Source organism: Paraburkholderia sp. SIMBA_027 (genome assembly GCF_046535315.1).
Lineage (GTDB): Bacteria > Pseudomonadota > Gammaproteobacteria > Burkholderiales > Burkholderiaceae > Paraburkholderia > Paraburkholderia tropica.
The window spans coordinates 310460-331676 of record NZ_JAWRWY010000002.1 but is presented as its reverse complement, the minus strand read 5'-3'; the positions used below and the strand labels follow the sequence as shown (position 1 = coordinate 331676).

General features: G+C 65.7%; 21 protein-coding genes and 1 pseudogene. 12 read left to right on the top strand and 10 right to left on the bottom strand.

Features of this window, described 5'->3' with window-relative positions; all coding sequences use genetic code 11:
• Window positions 1-122: 122 nt before the first annotated feature.
• The 3 genes from SB764_RS04465 to SB764_RS04455 all read left to right on the top strand — a co-directional run bounded on the left by SB764_RS04465 (window position 123) and on the right by SB764_RS04455 (window position 2829).
• A complete protein-coding gene (locus SB764_RS04465) occupies window positions 123-614 on the top strand; it encodes an Lrp/AsnC family transcriptional regulator (RefSeq protein WP_074982324.1) in 492 nt (163 codons plus the stop codon).
• Between the two features lie 162 nt (window positions 615-776).
• Window positions 777-1886, top strand: coding sequence for an NAD(P)H-dependent flavin oxidoreductase (locus tag SB764_RS04460; RefSeq protein WP_410862770.1), 1110 nt, complete (start codon window positions 777-779; stop codon window positions 1884-1886).
• A gap of 64 nt (window positions 1887-1950) precedes the next feature.
• Complete coding sequence (locus SB764_RS04455) at window positions 1951-2829, top strand: LysR substrate-binding domain-containing protein (RefSeq protein WP_410862768.1); 879 nt, start codon at window positions 1951-1953, stop codon at window positions 2827-2829.
• Window positions 2830-2870: 41 nt separating this feature from the next.
• Here SB764_RS04455 and SB764_RS04450 read toward each other — a convergent pair whose 3' ends face one another.
• Complete coding sequence (locus SB764_RS04450) at window positions 2871-3548, bottom strand: TetR/AcrR family transcriptional regulator (protein WP_074982317.1); 678 nt, start codon at window positions 3546-3548, stop codon at window positions 2871-2873.
• Between the two features lie 100 nt (window positions 3549-3648).
• Here SB764_RS04450 and SB764_RS04445 point away from each other — a divergent pair, with 100 nt between their 5' ends.
• A complete protein-coding gene (locus SB764_RS04445) occupies window positions 3649-4791 on the top strand; it encodes an FAD-dependent oxidoreductase (RefSeq protein ID WP_410862766.1) in 1143 nt (380 codons plus the stop codon).
• A 44-nt stretch (window positions 4792-4835) separates the two neighbouring features.
• Here the strand turns inward: SB764_RS04445 and SB764_RS04440 are convergent, their stop codons facing one another.
• From SB764_RS04440 to SB764_RS04415, 6 genes and pseudogenes are all read right to left on the bottom strand, one after another.
• Window positions 4836-5597: a YoaK family protein gene (locus SB764_RS04440; protein WP_065060694.1), complete on the bottom strand. Its 762-nt coding sequence runs from the start codon at window positions 5595-5597 to the stop codon at window positions 4836-4838.
• Between the two features lie 255 nt (window positions 5598-5852).
• The gene (locus SB764_RS04435; RefSeq protein WP_065060695.1) at window positions 5853-6128 is read right to left on the bottom strand and encodes a DUF4148 domain-containing protein; all 276 of its coding nucleotides are present in this window, start codon (window positions 6126-6128) and stop codon (window positions 5853-5855) included.
• Window positions 6129-6219: 91 nt separating this feature from the next.
• Window positions 6220-6801: a c-type cytochrome gene (locus SB764_RS04430; protein ID WP_065060696.1), complete on the bottom strand. Its 582-nt coding sequence runs from the start codon at window positions 6799-6801 to the stop codon at window positions 6220-6222.
• Window positions 6802-7056: 255 nt separating this feature from the next.
• Window positions 7057-8352: a sensor histidine kinase gene (locus tag SB764_RS04425; protein ID WP_234774722.1), complete on the bottom strand. Its 1296-nt coding sequence runs from the start codon at window positions 8350-8352 to the stop codon at window positions 7057-7059.
• A 40-nt stretch (window positions 8353-8392) separates the two neighbouring features.
• On the bottom strand, window positions 8393-9082 hold the full coding sequence (locus SB764_RS04420; RefSeq protein WP_065060698.1) for a response regulator transcription factor: 690 nt from the start codon (window positions 9080-9082) through the stop codon (window positions 8393-8395).
• Window positions 9083-9182: 100 nt separating this feature from the next.
• Window positions 9183-9380: pseudogene (locus tag SB764_RS04415) on the bottom strand (N-acetylmuramoyl-L-alanine amidase family protein); the annotation flags it as partial.
• 78 nt (window positions 9381-9458) lie between these two features.
• Between SB764_RS04415 and SB764_RS04410 the strand changes: the two are divergent.
• The 6 genes from SB764_RS04410 to SB764_RS04385 all read left to right on the top strand — a co-directional run bounded on the left by SB764_RS04410 (window position 9459) and on the right by SB764_RS04385 (window position 15012).
• Window positions 9459-9596, top strand: coding sequence for a hypothetical protein (locus tag SB764_RS04410; protein ID WP_234774723.1), 138 nt, complete (start codon window positions 9459-9461; stop codon window positions 9594-9596).
• A gap of 180 nt (window positions 9597-9776) precedes the next feature.
• The gene (locus SB764_RS04405; RefSeq protein WP_074985604.1) at window positions 9777-10637 is read left to right on the top strand and encodes a MurR/RpiR family transcriptional regulator; all 861 of its coding nucleotides are present in this window, start codon (window positions 9777-9779) and stop codon (window positions 10635-10637) included.
• A gap of 219 nt (window positions 10638-10856) precedes the next feature.
• A complete protein-coding gene (locus SB764_RS04400; protein WP_410862762.1) occupies window positions 10857-11903 on the top strand; it encodes a C45 family autoproteolytic acyltransferase/hydolase in 1047 nt (348 codons plus the stop codon).
• Window positions 11904-11966: 63 nt separating this feature from the next.
• Window positions 11967-13325, top strand: coding sequence for an aspartate aminotransferase family protein (locus SB764_RS04395; RefSeq protein ID WP_110326957.1), 1359 nt, complete (start codon window positions 11967-11969; stop codon window positions 13323-13325).
• A 123-nt stretch (window positions 13326-13448) separates the two neighbouring features.
• A complete protein-coding gene (locus tag SB764_RS04390) occupies window positions 13449-14015 on the top strand; it encodes a carboxymuconolactone decarboxylase family protein (protein ID WP_410862761.1) in 567 nt (188 codons plus the stop codon).
• 712 nt (window positions 14016-14727) lie between these two features.
• The gene (locus SB764_RS04385; RefSeq protein ID WP_065060704.1) at window positions 14728-15012 is read left to right on the top strand and encodes a YodC family protein; all 285 of its coding nucleotides are present in this window, start codon (window positions 14728-14730) and stop codon (window positions 15010-15012) included.
• Window positions 15013-15115: 103 nt separating this feature from the next.
• Here SB764_RS04385 and SB764_RS04380 read toward each other — a convergent pair whose 3' ends face one another.
• Window positions 15116-15748 carry a LysE family translocator gene (locus SB764_RS04380; protein ID WP_065060721.1) on the bottom strand — a complete coding sequence of 211 codons (633 nt, stop codon included), beginning with the start codon at window positions 15746-15748 and terminating at the stop codon, window positions 15116-15118.
• 218 nt (window positions 15749-15966) lie between these two features.
• Window positions 15967-16335 carry a superinfection immunity protein gene (locus SB764_RS04375; protein WP_065060705.1) on the bottom strand — a complete coding sequence of 123 codons (369 nt, stop codon included), beginning with the start codon at window positions 16333-16335 and terminating at the stop codon, window positions 15967-15969.
• Window positions 16336-16497: 162 nt separating this feature from the next.
• On the opposite strand from SB764_RS04375, the gene SB764_RS04370 reads away from it, so the two are divergent.
• Window positions 16498-17958, top strand: a complete 1461-nt coding sequence (locus SB764_RS04370; protein ID WP_110326961.1) for a M20 family metallopeptidase — start codon at window positions 16498-16500, stop codon at window positions 17956-17958.
• Between the two features lie 116 nt (window positions 17959-18074).
• Here SB764_RS04370 and cadR read toward each other — a convergent pair whose 3' ends face one another.
• On the bottom strand, window positions 18075-18557 hold the full coding sequence (gene cadR / locus SB764_RS04365) for a Cd(II)/Pb(II)-responsive transcriptional regulator (protein ID WP_410862758.1): 483 nt from the start codon (window positions 18555-18557) through the stop codon (window positions 18075-18077).
• A gap of 82 nt (window positions 18558-18639) precedes the next feature.
• Here cadR and SB764_RS04360 point away from each other — a divergent pair, with 82 nt between their 5' ends.
• Entirely contained in the window at window positions 18640-21195 is a 2556-nt protein-coding gene (locus SB764_RS04360) for a heavy metal translocating P-type ATPase (RefSeq protein WP_410862756.1), read from the top strand.
• Window positions 21196-21217: the final 22 nt, after the last annotated feature.

The following is a 21217-nucleotide window of genomic DNA, read 5'->3' as shown; positions in this document are numbered from 1 at the left end:
CGATGCGTGCGTTATTTGTAATCGTAATTCGAGTGGAGAATGCAATAAATTCTCACGCTCGACTGCGGTTTACGCACGTAAATCCGGCTTCTTCCTTGCACTTCAATACGAGAATTTTTCTCATGGCCACGACCGACCGCGGCATCGAACTCGATGATTTCGACCTCAAGATTCTCGACATCGTCCAGCGGGACAATCAGGTTCCGCATCGGGAAATCGGTCAGCAGATCAATCTTTCGGTGCCGTCCGTCGCACGGCGTCTGCAACGTCTGCGCAAGAGCGGTGTGATCGAAAGCGATTGCAGCGTGTTGAATCCGGGCGCGCTCGGTTCGCATGTCACGGTGATCACGCATGTATCGGCCGAGAATGAAGCGGTCGAATTACTCGACGCAATGAAGGCACGCTTCGAAGCGTGCGAGCAGGTCCAGCAGTGTTATTACGTGACCGGCGATGTCGATTTCATTCTGATTTTCTGCGTGCGGGATATGGCCGAGTACACCGCGCTGACGCGCTCGCTGTTTTTCGCGGAAGGGAATGTGAGGAGTTTCCGAACCTTCGTGGCGATGGAGCGTGTGAAGACCACGCTCAACGTGCCGGTGGGCTTGCGCGCTTGAGCGCGCGCGTCGGGCAATCTGACATCGAAACATGATGGCCTGCGCGCCTGCGCGATTAATCTCATAAAAAGATTGATATTATGTAAATAATTTCCATGTAAGATGATGTCGTATTGACAGGCGCATCACTCCTCGCGGTTCAGCGAACGAAATGAGGTCATCATGAACGTGAAATCTTCAGGCACGCTTCTGGAAATCCTGGGCATCGAGAAGCCCATCATTCAGGCGCCGATGGCGGGCGTGGCGACGCCCGCGCTGGCTGCGGCAGTGTCGAATGCCGGCGGCCTCGGCTCGCTTGGCCTGGGCGCCATGAATGCCGCCGACGCGCGCAAGGCCATCGACGCCACGCGCGCGCTGACGCAGAAACCGTTCAACGTGAATCTCTTTTGCCACGCGCCTGCGGTGGCGAATCGCGAGGTCGAGCAAACCTGGCTCAAATGGCTGCAGCGCTACTTCGCGCTGTACGACGCCGAGCCGCCGGCGCAATTGCGCGAGATCTACACCAGCTTCGTCGCCGACGAGGCGATGCAGACGATGCTGCTCGACGCGCGTCCGGCAGTCGTGAGTTTTCATTTCGGTTTGCCGGATGCCGCGCTGATTGCCGCTTACAAACAGGCTGGGATTCGTCTGCTCGCGAGCGCGACCAATCTGGATGAAGCGCGTCAGGTCGAGGCGGCCGGTGTCGATGCGATCGTCGTGCAAGGTATCGAAGCGGGCGGCCATCGCGGTATCTTCGACGCCACGCCGCACGACGATTATCTCGGCACGTTCGCGCTCACGCGGCTCGTGGCCGCGAAATGCAGCCTGCCGGTGATCGCGTCGGGCGGCATCATGGACGGCGCGGGCATCGTGGCGGCGCTGGCGCTCGGCGCATCGGCGGCGCAACTGGGAACGGCGTTCGTTTCGTGTCCGGAAACGTCGGTCGACGACGGTTATCGCAAAGCGTTGCTCGGCGCTGCCGCCGAACACACCACCTTCACGGAGGCCATTTCCGGCCGCGCGGCGCGCTCGATCGTGAACAAATTCACGCAGATCTTGCACGAGGCAGGGAGCCCGAAAACCGTGCCCGCCTATCCCATCACCTACGACGCGGGCAAGGCGTTGAATGCGGCGGCCAAGGCCAAGGGCGAGTTCGGTTATGGCGCGCAATGGGCCGGTCAGGCTGCGCCCTTGTCCCGCGCGCTGCCCGCTGCGGAACTCATGCGGACGCTCGAAGTGGAAATGCGCGACGCGGTGGCGCGACTCAATTCGGTCGTTTCGAATGCCGCTTGAGTGGCAGTAAAATCTCAAATTGAGATGATCGTGATTGACGTATTCGCTATTTGGGAATCGCCGTATGGAACTGCTCGATCTGGAGATTTTCAGCCTGGTCGCGAAGGAACAGAGCGTCACGCGCGCGGCGCAATTGCTGCAGCGCGTGCAATCGAACGTCACGACGCGCGTCAAGCAGCTCGAAGAAGAACTGGGCGTGCAGCTCTTTTCGCGTGAAGGCAAGCGTATGACGCTGACCGAAAACGGGCAGCGTCTGCTTGGCTACGCGCATCGCATGCTCACGCTCGCTGAAGAGGCGCGGCAGGCGATGCAGTCGGACGTACCCGTCGGCAAGCTGAGAATTGGCGCGATGGAAAGCACGGCGGCGGCGCGGCTGCCTGGGCTACTGGGCGCGTATCAGAGTTTGTGGCCCGACGTGCAGCTCGAAATCTCCACGGGCACCACGCGCGCGTTGATCGACGACGTGAAGGCCAGCCGGCTCGATTGCGCCTTCGTGGCGGAAACCGACGAGCGCGCCGCCCTCGAATTCAACACGGACGACGATGCCAGTCTCGCAGCGGTGCCGGTGTTTCGCGAGGAGTTGCTGCTGCTGGTGCCGGGTCGCGCGGGCGCTGCGTCCGCGAGCGTGGCGCATTATCCGCTCGCGGCCTTTCCGAAGGGCTGTACCTATCGCCGGCGCGGCGAGCAATGGCTGGAGTCGCAACACGCGGACGCGGGATCTCGTCCCGAGATCATCGAATACCACTCGTATCACGCGATTTTTGCGGCGGTATCCGCCGGAACAGCCGTGGCGGTGTTTCCGAAGTCGGTGCTCGCCACGCTCGCGGTTGCGAGCACCGTGCAGTCCATTCCGCTGACCGCCATCCAGACCTGGATGGTGTCGCGTCCTGCTTATCAAAGTCGGGCGCTGGACGAATTGAGCCGGCTCTTGCCCACATTCTGAGGGTTACGCACCATTAATTCGGATAGCTGATTAATTGCCGATCAGGACACGATCGTGTTCTGTACGATGCCGGCCAGAATGAAATCGATGCCGGCGAGAAACTGCTCGCGGTCGTCGTGACCCGACAGCATGGCCGCCACCTGACGTACAAACGGGTGTTGTGCCGCATCGAGCTGCGCCCATTTCGCGGCGACGTTTTCCAGCACCGCCGCCCGATCCACGCCTTCGAGCGCCGCTTGCGGACGCGTCGCGTACTGCCCCGCGAGTCCGAGAATGAAGCTCAGAATGGCCGTCGCCGCGTTGAATTGCGCGGGCTCGGGCACGCCCATCGCCTGCACCTGCACGCCGACGCCTTCGAGTATCCGCAAGACCGCGTACTGCCACGGATCGCGCGCCAACTGCGCGCCGACCCATGGATGGGCGTCGATGGCATCGAAGACGCCGAGCGCCAGCGCGCGGATCGCGTCCTGCGGTTGCGGCCGCGTTGCCGCTTCGTGTAGCGCGGCGGCAACGATCTGGTCGGTGGCCTGGGCGAGCAAGGTCTGCTTGTCGGCGACGTGCCAGTAGAGCGCGCCGCTGCCGGTCGCGAGATGCGCCGCAAGGGCGCGAAAGGTCAGCGCGTCCTCGCCGTCCTGGTCGAGGATCTCGATCGCCGCTTCGACGATCCGCTGTTGCGTGAGCGCGTCCGCGCGCCGCCGTGTCCGGTTTTCCGTGGTCATCCCCGTAGCTTGACACTTATGGAACTTCGTTCCAAACTATTTTTCCTATGGAACGTCGTTCCATGAGTGTTTCGTACATGACCAATTGAAAGGAAACGCGATGACGACACCGGTGACGATCGTCGGCGCGGGACTCGGCGGGCTGGTGCTCGCGCGCGTCCTGCATCTGCACGGCATTCCCGCGACCGTTTACGAGGCGGAGCCGTCGGCGCAAGCGCGCACGCAGGGCGGCATGCTCGACATCCACGAGCAGGACGGGCAGGCCGCGCTGGCGGCGGCCGGTTTGAGCGACGCGTTCCGGGCGATCGTTCACGTGGGCGGCGAGGCCACGCGCGCGCGGGACTCGCAGGGCACGCTGCTGCTCGATGAGCCCGACGACGGCACGGGCGGGCGGCCCGAAGTGTTGCGCGGGGAATTGCGCGACGTGCTGCTGACGTCGCTGCCGCCGGGCACGGTGCGCTGGGGCAAGAAGCTCAGCGAGGTCGCGCCGCTCGGCGATGGCGAGCACCGGCTGAGGTTCACCGACGGTTCCAGCGTGATCAGCCGGTTGCTGGTGGGCGCCGATGGCGCGTGGTCGAAGGTCAGGCCGCTGCTGTCGGCGGCGGTGCCGGAGTATGTCGGCACGACGTTCATCGAAACGTATTTGCGCGACGTCGATACGCGCCACGTCGCGGCCGCCGAGGCCGTGGGCGGCGGCGGCTTGTTCGCGCCCGCGCCCGGCAAAGGGATCTTCGCGCATCGCGAACCCGGCGGCGTGCTGCACGCGTATATCGCGCTGAATCGCCCGCTGGCGTGGTTCGACGCGATCGACTTCAACGACGCGGCCAGTGCGACGGCTGCCATCGCGGCGGAATTCGTGGGCTGGGCGCCCGCGCTCACGGCGTTGATCACCCATGGCGAGGGCGCGCCGGTCCCGCGTCCGCTGTTCATGCTGCCGGTCGATCATCGCTGGACGCGCGTGCGCGGGGTGACGCTGCTCGGCGACGCCGCGCATCTCGCGCCGCCCGCGGGCGAAGGCGCGAATCTCGCCATGCTCGACGGTGCGGAGCTAGGCGCGGCGATCGCCGCCCATCCCGGCGATGCCGAGGCCGCGTTCGCCGCCTACGAAACGAAGATGTTTGCGCGCAGCTACGCGGCGGCGGTGGATTCCTGCACCACGCTCGCGCTGTGTCTCGACGAGCGCACGCCCGCGAGTCTCGTCGAATTCCTCAGCGGCGGCGCGGCGAGTCGCGCGACGGCATAGCGAGACTCGCCGCGCCCGAACCGATCAACCTGAACTGGGACGGATCAAGCCGGATCGCGCGGCGACCATCGGCGCAGATCGTCGGCGAGCGGCACGCAGGCGAGCGTGAGCAGCGCGGCCGCGAGCAGGGCCGCGGACGAAAAACCCAGATGCCGGAACGCCAGCGCGCCACCCAGCCCGCCGATCAGGAACATGCCGAGCAGCGAGGCCAGCACGCGCACGCGCAGCATGTCCGCGCGCACGTGCTGCGCCGCGCCCGCCGGCACGCCCCAGTTCCAGTACAGCCCCTTGCCGAGCTCGATGCCGAGATCGGTCACGATGCCGGTCATATGCGTCGTGCGGATTTCGGCGTGCGAGATCTTCGTGATCATCGCGTTCTGCAGGCCCATCACGTAGCAGAGCAGCGCGACGGTGGCGGGCACGAACAGTACGCGATGGTGTTCCATGTTCGCGCCGAGCACGGCGAAGCCCGTCAGCAGCAGGGCTTCGAGCATCATCGGCAAGGCGTAGACGCTGTGGACGGCGCGGCGGCGTCCCCAGTTGATCAGGACCGCGGACGTGGCCGCGCCGCCCGCGAAGGCGAAGATCGCGCTGAGCGCGGCGAGCGCGAGGCCGATATCGCCGAGCGCGAGGTTGTCGGCCACCGACGAGACGATGCCGGACATGTGCGAGGTGTATTGCCCGACCGCCAGGAAGCCGCCGGCGTTGGCCGCGCCCGCGATGCAGGCGAGCGCGCGGCCGAGCCGGAGATTGGCTTTCTCGGTGCGTTCCACGGACGTGAAGCTGCGCAGATACTGGATAGGCACGGGCGGTTCCTCGGCGGGCGACGGTAACCAGTGTAAGACCTGTCGGCTTGACGGGATCGAGGTCCGTCGCACGATAGCGGTGCGGCGGATTGCCGCGATCCGGCGCCCGAGCGCGCGTCGTGTGCCGCGCGCACGCTCGGTTTCATGTTCCGTTTGCACGCTCGGCGCGGCTTGCCGGTCATGCGTCAGCCGCAACCGCGCCGCGCCTGTGAAGCCGACGGGCGCTCATCGGCGCTCATCGGCGCTCACGAGGCCTTACTGGCCCGCTTGCGAACGGCCGCCTGCTGCCGACGAACCGGCCGCGGCGCCGCCCACTGCGCTGTTCTGCGCGGCGACCTTGGCTTCGGCGGCCTGGATCGCTTCCGGGTAGTGGGCGTTGTCGCCGTCGCCCGGGCGATAGCCGGCCTGTTCGAGCTGCACGAGTTCGGCGCGAACCTGCGCGCGGGTCATGCCGCCGTTCGACTGGGCGAACGAGGCAACCGGGAGCGTGAGAGCAAGGGCAACAGCAGCAACCTGGACAAGCGACTTCATGACAACCTCCGATCTGTTTCGTGATTGGCTGCGGCAACTCGCCGCAATCCATGACTAAAAGTCTAGAGGTCTTATCTCCCAGGGTTAACCACTAATCTGCCAAGGGACTCTTCCGGCCGGTGGAAGGATCGCCGCTCGCGTCCGCTACCGGGCCGGTGAGCGCGCGATAGTCCCCGGCGTCGATGCCGCGTCGGGCGCGCAGGAATGCCGCGAGCTGCCAGAGCTGCGTGTCGTCGAGCGATTTGCCGAAGGCGGGCATCGCGGTCATCTTGACGCCGTGGCGCATGACCCAGAACGTCGATTGCGGCCCGTTATGACGTTTGGCCGCGAGCAGATCCGGCGCGCGTGGCGAGATGCCCGCGCCGATCGGATCGAGACGCACGCCGGGCGCGCCGTGGCAGTAGACACAATGCTGCGCATAGAGATGCGCGCCCGCGCGCACGTTGACGTCGTTCACGAGATTGTCCGGCACCGCGACCGCGGCCGACTGCCGGTCGAGCGAGCGCTGGTAGGTCGTGTGCAAAAACCACGCGACGAGCGCATTGTCCTTGTCGGTCGCCGCCACACCGACGTAACCGGAAAACGCCCAGACCGATGCGCCCGCGCCGATCAGCGCGAGCAACAGGAGGGCGGTGAAAATCGTGCGCGTGGCGAAGGCGCGGCGTGAAGTCATACCTGTGCTCATGAACGTGCGTGCGCAATGGCGTTGGCGGAAAACTCCGCATCCTACCGTTGCACGCGTGCGCCGACGTTGAGTAATTTCGCTGACTTCATGAGTTGCACGCATGGTGAGGTGTCACTGTGCGCGCGGAACGACGTCTTAACGTTTTCTTGATGCCGGCATCGCTATGATTCGGGCGAGGGCAGATTTCGCCGATGCGTGGCCGATGCCCGGTCGATGCGAAAAGCCCTTGATTCAAGGCATTTTTCAGTCGATCGCGGCCTTGCTCGCCGTGAGTTCGATACGAAAGCGCGTGCCTGCGCCGGGCGCGGTATCGAGCGTGACAAGCCAGCCTTGATGCTCGCAGATGCGCTGGACGAGCGAGAGCCCGAGGCCGAGATTGTCCGCGCCCGCTTCGCCGCCGCGCACGAATGGGGTGAAAACATGGGGCTTCACGCTCGCCGCGATGCCAGGACCGTCGTCGGCGACTTCGAAACTGGCGGCGTCGGCGCGCACGAGAATACGCGTGCCGCTGGCCGCGTGCTGGAGCGCGTTGCGGATCAGATTCGAGAGCACTATACGCAGCAGTGCAGCCGGAAAAAGATTCGTCATCCCAGGTAATGGATTAGCAGGGGCGAATTCGCCTTCCATGCGCAAGCCGAGTTGCGTGGCGCGTGGCGACCAGTGCGCGATTTCCTCGCGCACCACACTGGCGACGTCGCTTTGCGCGAAGCCCGTGGCCGTGGCCGAACCGCGTGACAGCATCAGATACGCGGCGAGTTGCTGATGAATGTCGCGCGAGGCCGCGTGCGCGCGTTCGAGTTTCGCGCGTTGCGTGGCGGTGAGCGCGGGGTCGTCGAGCAGCAGTTCGCACGAACTCGAAATAACCGTGAGCGGCGTGCGCAATTCGTGGCTCACATCGGCGGTAAAGAGTTTTTCGCGCTGCAGCGCGGCTTCGAGTTCGTTGTAGGTGGCGTCGAAAGCGGCAGCGAGCCGGCCGATTTCGTTCTCCGGATACGCGTGCGCGAGACGCGTTTGCGGCGGCAGCGCAGGACGCTTGACGACCTGTTCCGCGAGCCGGATCAGCGGGCGCACGAAGCGGCGCGTGACGGCGCCGCCCAGCAGAAACGCCACCAGCAGACTCGCGACCACGCTGAGCACCGTGAGCCAGTGCGAATGCACGCGGCGCTCCTCGAAAGCCGTGTAGTCGCGCAGCAGCATGTAGCGCACGCCGTCGCGGTCGTCGGCCATCACATGCCAGTCGCGGTCGCCGTGTTCGAGGCGCGAGAAGCCGGGCTCGACGTCGCGCAGCCAGGTCGGAAACGTATCGCTGCCCGGTTCGCCGTGAAAGAAGCGGTTCACGCGGCCAACGCTCTTGCCCGCGAGATATTCGTCGCGCACGCGGTCGAGCGCCATGCCCATATCGATCTGCTGCAAATGCGTTTCGAGGCGGTTGACTGTCCACATCGAGACGAGCGAGAGCAGCGCGCCGACGATCAACGCGAGCACCAGATAGGCGAGCACGAAGTCGCGCGCGAGCGTGCGGCGCGGACGCGTTTCCAACCGAGTCTGCGGCTGAGTCTGGCTCGCGTCTCGCGGCGCGTCAGCGCGCATCGTCTTGCGCCGCGCGTAGCTGATAACCCACGCCGTGCACCGTCTGCAGCAGCGCTTGTTCGAACGGCTTGTCGATCACCTGGCGTAGCTGATGAATGTGCGTGCGCAGGCTGTCGCTGTCGGGTGGCGAGTCGAGCCACAGCGCTTCCTCGAGACGCACGCGGGCCACCACCGACGGGCTTTCCTGCATGAGAATTTTCAGCAAGGTCATGGGCGCGGGCGGCAGACGCAAGGTTCGGCCCGCGCGCGCGAGTTCGCGCGTGTCGAGATCGAGCACGAGGTCAGCGACCTGCAGCGAGCGCGCGACCGAGCGTTTGCGCGGACGCTGCGAGAGCGCCTTGACGCGCGCGCCGAGTTCGGCGAGCGCGAACGGCTTCACGAGATAGTCGTCGGCGCCGGCGTGAAAACCCGCGAGCCGTTCGTCGAGCGTGTCGCGCGCCGTGACCATGATGAGCGGCGTTTCGCATTGCGCGTCTTCACGCAGGCGGCGGCACAATTCGTAGCCGTCGAGCCGCGGCAGCGCGAGATCGAGAATGATGACGTCGTATTCGTTGCGCGTGGCGAGCGCATAGCCTTGCACGCCGTCGAGCGCGCAATCGACCATCGTGTTTCGGGCACCCAAATAGCTGGCGATATTGCCGAGAATATCGGGGTCATCTTCAATCGCGAGAATTCGCATGGTCGATGCACGGAGAAAAGTGGCTGAAATCGCGGGCATTTTAACAGCGCACCGCGAAACAAGCTGTCCTGAACGTCGATGTGCGATGTGGCCGCGAGATTCAAACGGTGACGTTGCGCTTAAGCGGCGGATGACTCGCGAAATATTGACGGATGCCGTCGTAAATCGCATCGGCCATTTGCTGGCGGTAAGCCGGAATCTGGAGTTTGCGTTCTTCGTCCGGGTTGCTGATAAACGCGGTCTCCACCAGAATCGATGGAATATCGGGCGCTTTCAGTACGGCGAATCCGGCCTGTTCGCGGCGCCGGCTTATCTCGAAGCGCATGGCACGCCGGTCGATGTGGTCGATTTGAGTCGTCACGAATTCGCCTCGTATGTGAACGACCTGATTCAACTCGATACGGTGCGCTGGCTCGATGAAGTGGTGAGCAATCCGCGTCTGTCGTTCCAGTCGTCGAGCATGATTGCGCAATTGTTTGCGGCGATGTCGGCGGCGGGCATCGTCATGCATTAAATCGGTGACGCAGTTTCTTCAGGAAACGATCGCCCGCGACTATCCGTTGCCACGCAGCGCTCAATACATTCGTGAGTGAGGTGGTGAAACGCGAGGGTCTGTCCGCTCCGTTCACAACATTGCGCAACACCAGTGGTAACATTTGTTGTCGCCCACTGCCCGGCTTACGCCGCCATTCGCATGCCAGACAGCTTCGACCAGCTTGCCGCGCTGATTCGCGCGCGCTTTTCCGACCTGAGCCCGCAGTTCCAGACGGGCGCGGCATTTCTGCTCGATCATCCCGATGAAGTCGCCGTCTCGTCGATGCGCAAGGTCGCCGAGCGCGCCAGCGTGCAGCCCGCATCGCTCGTGCGGCTTTCGCAGCAACTGGGCTTTCCGGGCTGGAACGAGCTGCGCGATCTGTTCGTGGCGCGCGTGCGCACGCGTCCCGAGCCGCTGTCGAGCCGCGCGCGTTCGCTCGTCGCCGGCAGTGCAAAGGACGCGCTTGCCCGCGATCTGCTCGCCGCGCAACAGCACAACCTTGACGCCAGCGCCGTCCACAACACGCGCACGCTCGTCGAGGCCGCGCGCGTGCTCAAGAAGGCGAAGCACGTGCACGTCGCGGGTTTTCGCTCGTGCTACGCGGTCGCGTTCGGGCTCGTCTATGGCTACCGCTTGTTCCGGCCGTCCGTCTCGTTGCTGGGCGGCGAAGCCGGGACGCTCGAAATGCAGTTGCTCGGCATCGAGCACGACAGCGCAACGATCGTTGTCAGCTTTGCGCCGTATTCGGTCGAAGCGGTGCGCGTGGCCGAAGCCGCGCTCGAAAAGGGCAGCAAGCTGATCGCCATTACCGACAGCGCCGTGTCGCCCATCGCGCTCAACGCCGAAAAGGTGCTGATCTTCACGCACGAGAGCCCGTCGTTTTTTCCGTCCCTCGTGGCGGCGACGGCGCTGGCCGAATCGCTGGTTGCGCATCTGCTCTCGCTGGAAGGGGCGGGCGCGGTGGCGCAGCTGGAGGAAGCCGAGCGTTCGCTCAACGCGCGCGGCGCTTATGTCCCGTGAAGCGTACTGATCCGTACTGTATTGAAGTGTCCTGAAGTGTCCTGAAGTGTCCGGTCAGTACACCGGTTCCGCCATGCCGCCTTCCAGGGCGGCTTTTTTACGCGCCGTGTAAACCCATTTGTTGCAAATTGCTTTTCATTTGACAACATATGTTGTGTGGCGTATAAATCCGACATCGGCCGTTTCAGGCGCGGCCCAGACTGACAGGCGGAACAATCGATGCAGGGACTGAAGTCTTTCCGGATGGGCGGCACGCCCGAGGCGATCGGGCGGCAGCTCGGCGAACTCGCGAAGCCCGTCTTCGACAGCTATATGGCGCGAAGCGCCGCGTGGCAGGCGGTGAGCCGCTGGCGCGGTCACGCGTTCGTGCAGGCGCTGCGCGCGGCGGCAGAGCGTCATTTCCCGGCGCAGGTGGCCGAACTGGACGCGATGGCGGCGGCGCTCGGCTGGCCGGCGCACGATCTGTTCCTCTGGAATTGCCGCGGCGAGCTGATCCATAACGCGCCGGACGGCTGCACGACGCTGGCGACGGCCACGCCCGAGGCCGGGCTGATCGCGCACAACGAAGACGGCGATCCATTTCTGCGCGGTCGCTGCCACATGGTCGAGGTGGAGCCGGCGGGCCGGCCCGGTTTCGTCAGCTTCTATTACCCGGGTTCGCTGCCGGGCCACACGTTCGCGGCGTCGCGCGCCGGGGTGGCGCAGGCGATCAACAACGTGCGCATCCGCGAGCCGCGCGCGGGCGTGCCGCGCATGATCCTCGCGCGCGCCGTGCTCGACGCCGCCTCGCTCGACGACGCGCTCGCGCTGCTGCGCGACACGCCGCGCGCGAGCGGATTTCACCACACGCTGGGCGGCACCGACGCAACGGGCGCGGTGCGCGTCGTCAGCGTCGAGGCCACGGCGCAGCGCGCCTCGGTCGTCGAGGTCGGCGCGCCGTCGGGCCACGCCAATCACCTGATTCACGCGGATCACCCGGATGGTGAGCGCGAGCCGCAGATCGTCACCGATTCGTCGCGCGATCGTCAGGCGCGGCTCGCGGACCTGCTGCCGCCGCTCGGCGCACATCCCGACCGCGAGGCTTTCGTGCAGACGCTGCACGACCGAGGCGGGGCGGGCCTGCCGATTTTCCGCGACGACCCGCACGATCCCGACGACGAAAACACGCTCGCCACGGCCTGCATGCGCATCGAGCCGCGCGGCGTCGCACTCGACGTCTGGCAAGGCGGCGAGCGCGTCATGCGCCAGCAGATCGCGCGCATCTGACGCGCGCGTCCGAACATTCCCCGATTTCATCGCCTCACTTCGCACTATTCAGCGAGACCGCACATGAGCAAAGTCTTTCATCGCATGCCCAAACAGACCCTGCCGGTGGCAGTGGCGGGCGAGGGTATCGAGATCATCGATTCGACCGGCAAGCGCTATATCGACGCGAGCGGCGGCGCGGCCGTGTCGTGCCTCGGTCACAGCAACCAGCGCGTGATCGACGCGATCAAGCGCCAGGCGCAGCAACTGCCGTACGCGCACACTTCGTTCTTCACGACCGACACCTCCGAGCAACTCGCCGATCATCTGATCGCGAACGCGCCCGAAGGGCTCGATCACGTCTATTTCGTCTCGGGCGGTTCCGAGGCGATCGAGGCCGCGCTCAAGCTCGCGCGCCAGTTCTTCGTGGAGAAGGGCGAGCTGACGCGCCGTCATTTCATCGCGCGTCGCCAGAGCTATCACGGCAATACGCTCGGCGCGCTGGCGATCGGCGGCAACGCATGGCGACGCGAGCCGTTCCTGCCGATCTTGATCGAATCGCATCACGTGAGCCCGTGCTACGCGTATCGCGAGCGTTACGAAGGCGAAACCGACGAAGCCTACGCGCAACGTCTCGCCGATGAACTCGAACAGAAGATCCTCGAACTCGGCGCGGAAAACGTCGCGGCTTTCGTGGCGGAGACGGTGGTCGGCGCGACGGCCGGCGCGGTGCCACCGGTGCGCGACTACTTCCGCAAGATCCGCGCGGTGTGCGATCGCTACGGCGTGCTGCTGATCCTCGACGAGATCATGTCGGGCATGGGCCGCACGGGCTGGCTGTACGCCTGCGCGGAGGACGGCGTCGCGCCCGATCTGCTGACCATCGCGAAGGGGCTGGGCGCCGGTTATCAGCCGATCGGCGCGACGCTCGTGAGCGCGCGCATCTATGAAACCATCGTGGGCGGCAGCGGTTACTTCCAGCACGGCCACACTTACATCGGCCATGCGACGGCCTGTGCGGCGGCGCTTGAAGTGCAGCGCGTGATCGCCGAGGACAAGCTGCTCGACAACGTGCTCGCGCGCGGCGAGCAACTGCGCGCGCGGCTGCGCGAGCGTTACGCCGAGCATCCGTATATCGGCGACGTGCGCGGCCGTGGGCTGTTCGTCGGCGTCGAGCTGGTGAAGGACCGTGAAACGAAGGCGAGCTTCGATCCGGCGCTCAAGCTGCATGCGGCGATCAAGCGCGAGGCGTTCGCGCGCGGGCTGATGGTGTATCCGATGGGCGGGACCGTCGATGGCAGGAACGGCGACCACGTGCTGCTCGCGCCGCCGTTCATCTGCACGGCGCAGGAGATCGATACGATCGAGGACCGGCTTGCGGCGGCGATCGGGGCGGCGCTGGCGTCGACGGGCGTGAACGTGGCTGCGTCGGCGACGGCCTGACTGTCCGCGCGCCGTTGCGCCCGAATGGCGTAATCCGGAGTGGCGCAATCGGCATACTTTTTCGACCTCAACCGGGAAGCCCGGAGTCAATCGCAGTTAATCGAAGTCAATCGGAGTCAAGCGATGACGCAATCCCAGAACCCGCGGCTGCCGGCCTTCGACGCCGCGACCGCGACGCCCGAGCAGAAAGCCGTGCTCGAAGAAATCCTTTCCGGCCCGCGCGGCAATCTGAACGGGCCGTTTCTCGGCTGGGTTCACAGCCCGGAACTGGCGCAGCATGCGCAGCGTCTGGGCGCGTTCTGCCGGTACAGCACGGGCCTGTCGCTGCGTCTGTCCGAACTCGCGATTCTTGTGACGGCGCAGCGCTGGCAGGCGCAGGCGGAGTGGTTCATCCACTATCCGATCGCGCTGAAGGCGGGCGTGCCCGAAGCGCTGGCGGAGCAGATCCGCACCGGCGCACAGCCGGTTTTCGACGAAGCCGACGACGCGCTGATCTACGCATTCACGACCGAGCTTTACGACACGAAGCGCGTTTCCGACGCCACGTATGCCCGCGCGGTCGAGCGCTTCGGCCACGAGACGACGATCAACCTGGTCGGCCTGCTGGGCTATTACGCGCTGGTGGCGATGACGCTCAACGTGTTCGGCATGCGCGCCGAAGGGCAGACCACGCTGCCGTTCGCGGAGTAAGCGGCGGTTCGTCGGGCAGTGACCGGCTGTTAAACGCCCCGTCCGGGTTGACCGGACGGGGCGTTTTACCTTGTGCGGCGGGCCCTTGCCATCCCCTGCGCGTGACAGCCATATTTCACGCGTGATTTTGAAACCGTATGTTTATTTGAAAACAACGGTGAGCGATAAATAATTGCCCGCATCCTAAACAAAAAATAAAACGAACGGACGGTTTTGACGGCGCGCTTTTTCAGATGGCTTTTTTTAGTGTGGTTTTACCTTGCAGTTACGAATGCCGTGGTTTTGAACTGAATGGTTAATGCAGGGATTCTGGTCGAATTGTCGCAGCACCCAACTCGTCAAAAAAGCGTAGCAGCGCGGAAATAATAATACTGTTTGCGCAGTCGCGGCCCGGGACGGTACGAATTGCCTGCTCCAGTCGCCCAGTGGCGGGGGCTGACGGTAGTTTCTGCGTGCTTCAATGCCCACGCCGATGCGTATTGCAATTACGCAAATTGATGACCGTTCTGACAGGTGAGCAATGCTAATACGGGTTTTCCGTAGTCTGGCTAAAATTGCTTGCGCGGATTAAATCGGGTTGATAGTCTTGCGAAACTCATTAATAGCCGCGTAAAAGCCATTATTGTGAAAAATGGCGTCGAAGCGGCATCAAGGCGGGACACGAGGCCCGCTCCGGGGATTTCAATGGGCCGATCTTTTTCCGGGGTACATCATGCTTGATACGACCGTAGAGCTAGCGCTTGCAGAAAGCCAGCCCATCGTCCTGGCCGGTATTGGCGATGTCGTCACCCTTATGTCGGGTGGGCCGCGCATGACGGTGATGTATGCGGGGCCGGTGGGCTTCGCCAGTGGTCACTGGCTGATCTGCCAATGGTTCGACGAACAGGGCGAACTGCGTCAGGACATGTTCGCGCAGGACATGGTCCGCATCGAGCCGCGCTCGATTCCCGCGGGTTCCGTGAAACTGCGCATGCCGCCGGCCGCACGCGCGGCCTGAGCGCCAGGTCGCGCGTGCGCGTACAGGTTGAACGCAGGTTCGGCGCCTTGCGCGTGCCGTGCCCGCAGCGGTGCCGCAGGCACATACTGGTTCGCGCTACGTCTTAACGTTGCCCTTCGGCGGCAATCCGCACGGCCAGACCGGCCAATACCGTCCCCATCAGATAACGCTGGATCACGAGCCATGTCGGGCGACGCGCCAGGAACGACGCGATCGAGCCGGCCGTGATCGCGGCGGCGGCGTTCACCGTCACCGAAAGCGCGATCTGCACGGTGCCGAGTTCGATCGACTGCGTGAGCACGCTGCCGCGCGACGGGTCGATGAACTGCGGCAGCAGCGAGAGATACAGGATCGCCACCTTCGGATTCAGCAGATTCGTGACGAAGCCCATCAGGAACAGCTTGCTGGGACGGTCCGGCGTGAGTTCGCGCACCTGGAAGGGCGAGCGGCCACCCGGCTTGAGCGTTTGCCACGCGAGCCAGGCCAGATAGAGCGCGCCGCCGAGGCGCAGCGCGTCGTAGGCGAACGGCACGGCCATGAGCAGTGCGGTAATGCCGAAAGCGGCGCACAACATATAGAAGATGAAGCCCAGCGCAACGCCGCCGAGCGAAATGAGCCCGGCCTTGCGACCCTGGCAGATCGAGCGCGAGATCAGATAGATCATGTTGGGACCGGGCGTGAGCGCCATGCCGAGAGCGACGGCGGCAAAGGCGAACAGCGGGGCGACGTGGGGCATGGCGGGCTCCGTGGGCATGCGGGTGGCGTGGCGGGAGGGACGCGTTCGAGCCGTATCAGGACAACGGCTCGAACGCGCTTGAACGTCCTTGAAGCTGCTCGAACGTTAATGGACCGATTATTTCATGCGCCGCGTCCGTGTGCGCGGCCTTCCTTCGACGTTGGCCATCTGGCCAAGGCGTGGCCAGGCGTGACCCCGTGATCACGCGATGGCGCGATTCAATGCGACGAGCGTTCGCGGTCGGCGTTCCTGGGCTCGCCGGCGGGAGCGCTGGTGGGCGCGGTGTCGGTGTCGCGACGTGCGCCGCGTGCCTGAACGCGGTCGTCGAGACGGCGCGAAAACAGCTGCATGCCGACGCGCCGGCTGCGCACCTTGACGTTGCCGCCGAGGTCCTTGGGGGGATTCGGCTGCAGCGCCCAGTAGAGCGCGAGCAGCCAGCCCAGCACGGTCCAGCCGATCACCGCATTGAATAGCGCGATGGTCAGCAGGTCGTGGCGCGCGCGCCGGTCCGCGATCATCGCGGGCAGGAAGTAGATCACGACCGCCGCGAGCAGCACGACGATCTCGAAGAGGGAATGGCTCGCCATGGTCGATCCTCCGTGGAAAGGGCGCCGCCGGTGGCCCATTGTCGCGCGGATCGGGGTTGCGCGGTTATCGGTCCTGGCCGGATGGCCAACGTTTTTGGCGAACCCTCCGCCCGATGCCTGTTCGGGTCTATCATCGGGTTTTTCTTCGCAGGAATGCCCGCCATGAGCTCAGACACGACAGAGGACACCCGTCAACTCGATCACGACGCCTTGCGCGCCTTCGTCGAGCGTAAGTGGAACGACGAAATCGTGCCCGCGCTCACGGATTACATCGCCGTGCCGGCGAAGAGTCCGGCGTTCGATCCCGACTGGGCGAAGCACGGTTATCTGGAGCGCGTCGTGCAGGAAGCGGCGCAATGGGCCGAGCAGCAGCCGGTGCGCGGCCTCAAGCTCGAAGTCGTCAGGCTGGCGGGCCGCACGCCGGTAATCTTCTTCGAGGCGCCCGCCACGCGTTCGGGCAGCACTGAAACCGTCGTGCTCTACGGCCACCTCGACAAGCAGCCCGAGTTCGCGGGGTGGCGCAACGACCTCGGCCCGTGGACGCCGAAGCTCGAAGACGGCCGCCTCTACGGTCGCGGCGGCGCGGACGACGGCTACGCCATCTATGCGAGCGTCACCGCGCTGGCGGCGCTCGACGCGCAGGGTATCGAGCGTCCGCGTTGCGTGGGCCTCATCGAAACCTGCGAGGAATCGGGCAGCTACGACCTGTTGCCGTATGTCGACGCGCTGCGCGATCGTCTGGGCGATGTCGGTCTCGTGGTGTGTCTCGACTCCGGCGCGGGCAATTACGATCAGCTCTGGCTCACGACTTCGTTGCGCGGGCTCGTCTCGGGCGATCTGGAAGTCGACGTGCTGGAAGAGGGCATTCACTCGGGCTCGTATGGCGGCATCGCGCCGTCGAGCTTCCGCATCATGCGTCAGTTGTTCGAGCGGCTCGAAGACGCCGCGAGCGGCACGCTGCTGCCCAAGGGCTTCCATTGCGCGATTCCGTCCACGCGGCTTGCGGAGGCGCAGGCCACGGCGCAAATCCTTGGCGAAAACGTCTGGAAGAGCATGCCGTGGGCGTGCGGTCAGGATGGCCGCCGCGTGCTGCCTACCACGAGCGATCCGCAACAGGCGCTGCTCGATTCCACGTGGCGGCCTTCGCTGTCCGTGACGGGCGCGGCGGGCCTGCCCGCGCTGGCCGATGCGGGCAACGTGCTGCGTCCGCGTACGGCGTTTAAGCTTTCGCTGCGTTTGCCGCCGCTCGTGGAGGCGTCGAAGGCCGTGGCGGAACTCAAGGCCCTGCTGGAACTCGACCCGCCGTATAACGCAAAGGTCACCTTCAAGCCCGACGCCGGCGCGGCCAACGGCTGGAGCGCGCCCGATCTCGCGCCGTGGCTGGCGGGCGCGCTCGACGACGCCTCGCGCACGCACTTCGGCGCCGACTGCGCATACCTGGGTCAGGGCGGCACGATCCCGCTGATGAACGTGCTGCAGGCCGGTTTCCCGAAGTCGCAGTTCATGGTGTGCGGCGTGCTCGGGCCGAAGTCGAATGCGCACGGGCCGAACGAATTCCTGCACGTGCCCTACGCGAAGAAGCTCACGGCGACGGTCGCCGAAGTGATCGCCAAGGCGCCGTGATGCGCTGAAACGGCCATCTTGCCGTCATGCGCCGCCCGGAACGTTGCCGGGCCGTGCATATGAGGATGTCGCGCGGGCTTGCCGGCTTCCAGCGCGGCGTGAATCCGTGCTGCGGTTCAGTGATGCGACTGATTCGCGCGCTGGGAGTGAGGCGCCTGGGCGTCGAGCGGCGCGTCCGCGTGGCACGAGCAGTTTTCATCGTCGATCGGCTGCTCGAGATTTTTCATGATCCCGCACTCGGCGCTGCTGCTGTGGTGCGCGTGGCAGCTGTCGCGCAGCGTGCGCAACTGCTGTTCGAGCGTGCGCATCGATTCGATCTGCTGATGAATGCGCGCGATCTGGCTGTCGATCAGCTCGTTCACTTCGTCGCACGGCTGGCTCGGGTCCGCCTGAAAGCGTCGCAGCGTGCGGATGTCCGCGAGACCGATGCCCAGCGAACGGCAATGGCGGATGAAGTTCAGCTGCGCGGCATGCGCGACCGTATAGCTGCGGTAGCCGTTGGTTTCGCGCGCGGGTTCGTCGAGCAAACCCTCGCGCTCGTAGAAGCGCACGGTTTCCACGTCGCAGTGGGCGTGGCGCGCCAATTCACCGATTCTCATCGTCACAGTTCCCAAAAATGGCTTGACCCTGTAGCGACTACAGGCTGTCCAATGATTCTGTCATCTTTGGGAGAACTCGGCCATGGGTCAGGCATTCTTGTCGCGGTTGGTGCTCGCTCGGCGCTATCGGGCGCGCGCCGGTGCGTCCGGCGCGGACGGCGCAGCCGCGGCATCGGGCGTGGCATCGAAGCGATCGGGGCACGATCATAAACCTGCCTGCGGCTGTCATGCCGATCATGGCTGTCACACCGAAGTCGCGGACGCGGCGGCAACGGCCGATTCGGCCGCGCCGGCTGGCGGACATGAACACGATCACGACCATTCGCACGGCCACGATCACGACCATGCGGATCACGCGCACGATCACGCCGATCACGACCACACCCACGACCACGCCGCGTCGTCCTGCTGCCAAGGCGCCGCACCGCAACCCGCCGCACGTCTTCGCGCGCTGGCGCCCGCGCCGGAAGGCACGCGACGCGCGCGCTACCGCATCGACAACATGGACTGTCCGACCGAGGAGCGGCTGATCCGCAACCGGCTCGAACCGATGCCGGGCGTCGCGCGCCTCGACTTCGACCTGATCGCGCGCGAGTTGACCGTCTATCACCGTCTGCCCGATGCGCAGCCGCTCGAATCCGCGTTGCGCGCGCTCGACATGGCGCCGCGTCCGCTCGCCGACGATGACGCCGGGAATCGCGCCGATGCCGGCTTGTCGCCGGGCGTCGGCCTCGCGCTGCGCCAGAAGCTGCTGCTTGCCGCAAGCGGCGTCGCGGCGGCGGGCGCGGAAGTGCTCGCGTGGACCACCGGCCACGAAACCGGCGTGCCCGTGCTGATCTGCGCCGTCGTTTCGCTGCTCTGCGCGGGTCTGCCGACGCTGCGCAAAGGCTGGATCGCGCTCAAGAACTTCACGATCAACATTTACTTTCTGATGTCGCTGGCGGTGGCCGGCGCGATCGTCATCGGCAAGTGGCCGGAAGCGGCCATGGTCGTGTTCCTGTTCGCGCTCGCCGAGCAAATCGAGGCCCTCTCGCTCGAACGCGCGCGCAATGCGATCCGCTCGCTGACCGCGCTCGCGCCCGAAACGGCCGACGTCTGGAGCGCAGGCGAGTGGCGCACGCTGGCGGTGGCCGACGTCGCCGTCGATAGCCGCATCCGTGTGCGCACCGGCGAGCGCGTGCCGCTCGACGCCCGCGTCGAATCGGGCCGCGCCGCGCTCGACCAGGCGCCCATCACCGGCGAGAGCCTGCCCGTCGACAAGGCGCAAGGCGATGCGCTTTACGCTGGCAGCATCGTCGTCGACGGCGTCGTGGAGGCGCGCGTCACGGCGGTCGCGCGCGACAGCACGCTCGCGCGCATCGCGGCGGCGGTTCAGGAGGCGCAGGCGCAGCGCGCGCCCACGCAGCGTTTCGTCGATCAGTTCGCGCGCTATTACACGCCGGCGGTCGTCGCGCTCGCGGTGCTGATCGCCGTGGCCGGGCCGCTCGCGTTCGGCGGCGCGTGGAGCGCGTGGCTCTACAAGGCGCTCGTGCTGCTGGTGATCGCGTGTCCGTGCGCGCTGGTCGTGTCGACGCCCGTGACGGTGGTGAGCGGCCTCGCCGCCGCGGCCCGCGCGGGCATCCTCGTGAAGGGCGGCGTGTGGCTCGAACGCGGGCGTCTGCTCAAGGCCGTCGCGCTCGACAAGACCGGCACGCTCACGCGCGGCCAGCCCGCGCTGACCGATGCGTTTGCGCTCGGCGCGCTGTCCGTCGATGACGCGTTACACCTCGCCGCGAGCCTCGACGATGCGAGCACGCATCCGGTCGCGCGCGCCGTCGTCGCGGGCTGGCGGACGCGTGCGGAGCAAGGTGCGCCGGCCGCGCTGGTCGCCGTCGACGATTTCGCGGTGCTCAACGGACTCGGCGTGAAAGGGCGCATCGCGGGCGAAGTCTGGCATCTCGGCAATCACCGGCTGGTGGAGTCGCTGGGCGTGTGCTCGCCCGACCTCGAAGCGCGTCTTGCAACGCTCGAAACCCAGGGCAAGACGGCGATCGTGCTGTGCTCGCCGCGCGAGGCCGTCGCGCTGTTCGCGGTCGCCGACGCCGTGCGGCCCGAAAGCGCGGACGCGGTGCGCGCGCTCAAGCAGCTCGGCGTGACGCCCGTCATGCTGACCGGCGACAACCCGGCGACGGCGCGTGCGATCGCCGCGCAGCTCGGCATCGACGACGCGCGCGGCAATCTGCTGCCGCAGGACAAACAGGACGCGGTCGCGGATCTGTCGGCGCGCCACGGCATGACCGCGATGGTCGGCGACGGCGTGAACGACGCACCGGCGCTGGCGCGCGCCGACATCGGCTTCGCGATGGGCGCGGCGGGCACGGCGACGGCGCTCGAAACTGCCGACGTCGCGATCATGGACGACGATCCGCGCAAGATCGCGGCGTTCGTGGGACTGAGCCGCAAGGTGTCGGCGGTGCTGATGCAGAACATCGCGCTGGCGCTCGGCATCAAGGCCGTGTTTCTGGTGCTCGCGCTGGCGGGCGAGGCGACGCTCTGGATGGCCGTGTTCGCCGATGTCGGCGCCAGTTTGCTGGTGGTCGCGAATGGTCTGCGTGTGCGTCGGCATTTTGGCGGCGTGCCGGTGAGCGTTCGCAACTAACTGCCCGCCTATTTGCCGCGCA

Excerpts from the sequence above, each read along its gene's own strand:
- SB764_RS04460 (WP_410862770.1), top strand. The coding sequence starts at position 777 with ATGAACGTGAAATCTTCAGGCACGCTTCTGGAAATCCTGGGCATCGAG.
- SB764_RS04465 (WP_074982324.1), top strand. The coding sequence starts at position 123 with ATGGCCACGACCGACCGCGGCATCGAACTCGATGATTTCGACCTCAAG.
- cadR (WP_410862758.1), bottom strand. The coding sequence starts at position 18,557 with ATGAGAATCGGTGAATTGGCGCGCCACGCCCACTGCGACGTGGAAACC.
- SB764_RS04455 (WP_410862768.1), top strand. The coding sequence starts at position 1,951 with ATGGAACTGCTCGATCTGGAGATTTTCAGCCTGGTCGCGAAGGAACAG.
- SB764_RS04400 (WP_410862762.1), top strand. The coding sequence starts at position 10,857 with ATGCAGGGACTGAAGTCTTTCCGGATGGGCGGCACGCCCGAGGCGATC.
- SB764_RS04450 (WP_074982317.1), bottom strand. The coding sequence starts at position 3,548 with ATGACCACGGAAAACCGGACACGGCGGCGCGCGGACGCGCTCACGCAA.
- SB764_RS04375 (WP_065060705.1), bottom strand. The coding sequence starts at position 16,335 with ATGGCGAGCCATTCCCTCTTCGAGATCGTCGTGCTGCTCGCGGCGGTC.
- SB764_RS04380 (WP_065060721.1), bottom strand. The coding sequence starts at position 15,748 with ATGCCCCACGTCGCCCCGCTGTTCGCCTTTGCCGCCGTCGCTCTCGGC.
- SB764_RS04405 (WP_074985604.1), top strand. The coding sequence starts at position 9,777 with ATGCCAGACAGCTTCGACCAGCTTGCCGCGCTGATTCGCGCGCGCTTT.
- SB764_RS04390 (WP_410862761.1), top strand. The coding sequence starts at position 13,449 with ATGACGCAATCCCAGAACCCGCGGCTGCCGGCCTTCGACGCCGCGACC.
- SB764_RS04445 (WP_410862766.1), top strand. The coding sequence starts at position 3,649 with ATGACGACACCGGTGACGATCGTCGGCGCGGGACTCGGCGGGCTGGTG.
- SB764_RS04395 (WP_110326957.1), top strand. The coding sequence starts at position 11,967 with ATGAGCAAAGTCTTTCATCGCATGCCCAAACAGACCCTGCCGGTGGCA.
- SB764_RS04370 (WP_110326961.1), top strand. The coding sequence starts at position 16,498 with ATGAGCTCAGACACGACAGAGGACACCCGTCAACTCGATCACGACGCC.
- SB764_RS04385 (WP_065060704.1), top strand. The coding sequence starts at position 14,728 with ATGCTTGATACGACCGTAGAGCTAGCGCTTGCAGAAAGCCAGCCCATC.
- SB764_RS04420 (WP_065060698.1), bottom strand. The coding sequence starts at position 9,082 with ATGCGAATTCTCGCGATTGAAGATGACCCCGATATTCTCGGCAATATC.
- SB764_RS04435 (WP_065060695.1), bottom strand. The coding sequence starts at position 6,128 with ATGAAGTCGCTTGTCCAGGTTGCTGCTGTTGCCCTTGCTCTCACGCTC.
- SB764_RS04430 (WP_065060696.1), bottom strand. The coding sequence starts at position 6,801 with ATGACTTCACGCCGCGCCTTCGCCACGCGCACGATTTTCACCGCCCTC.
- SB764_RS04360 (WP_410862756.1), top strand. The coding sequence starts at position 18,640 with ATGGGTCAGGCATTCTTGTCGCGGTTGGTGCTCGCTCGGCGCTATCGG.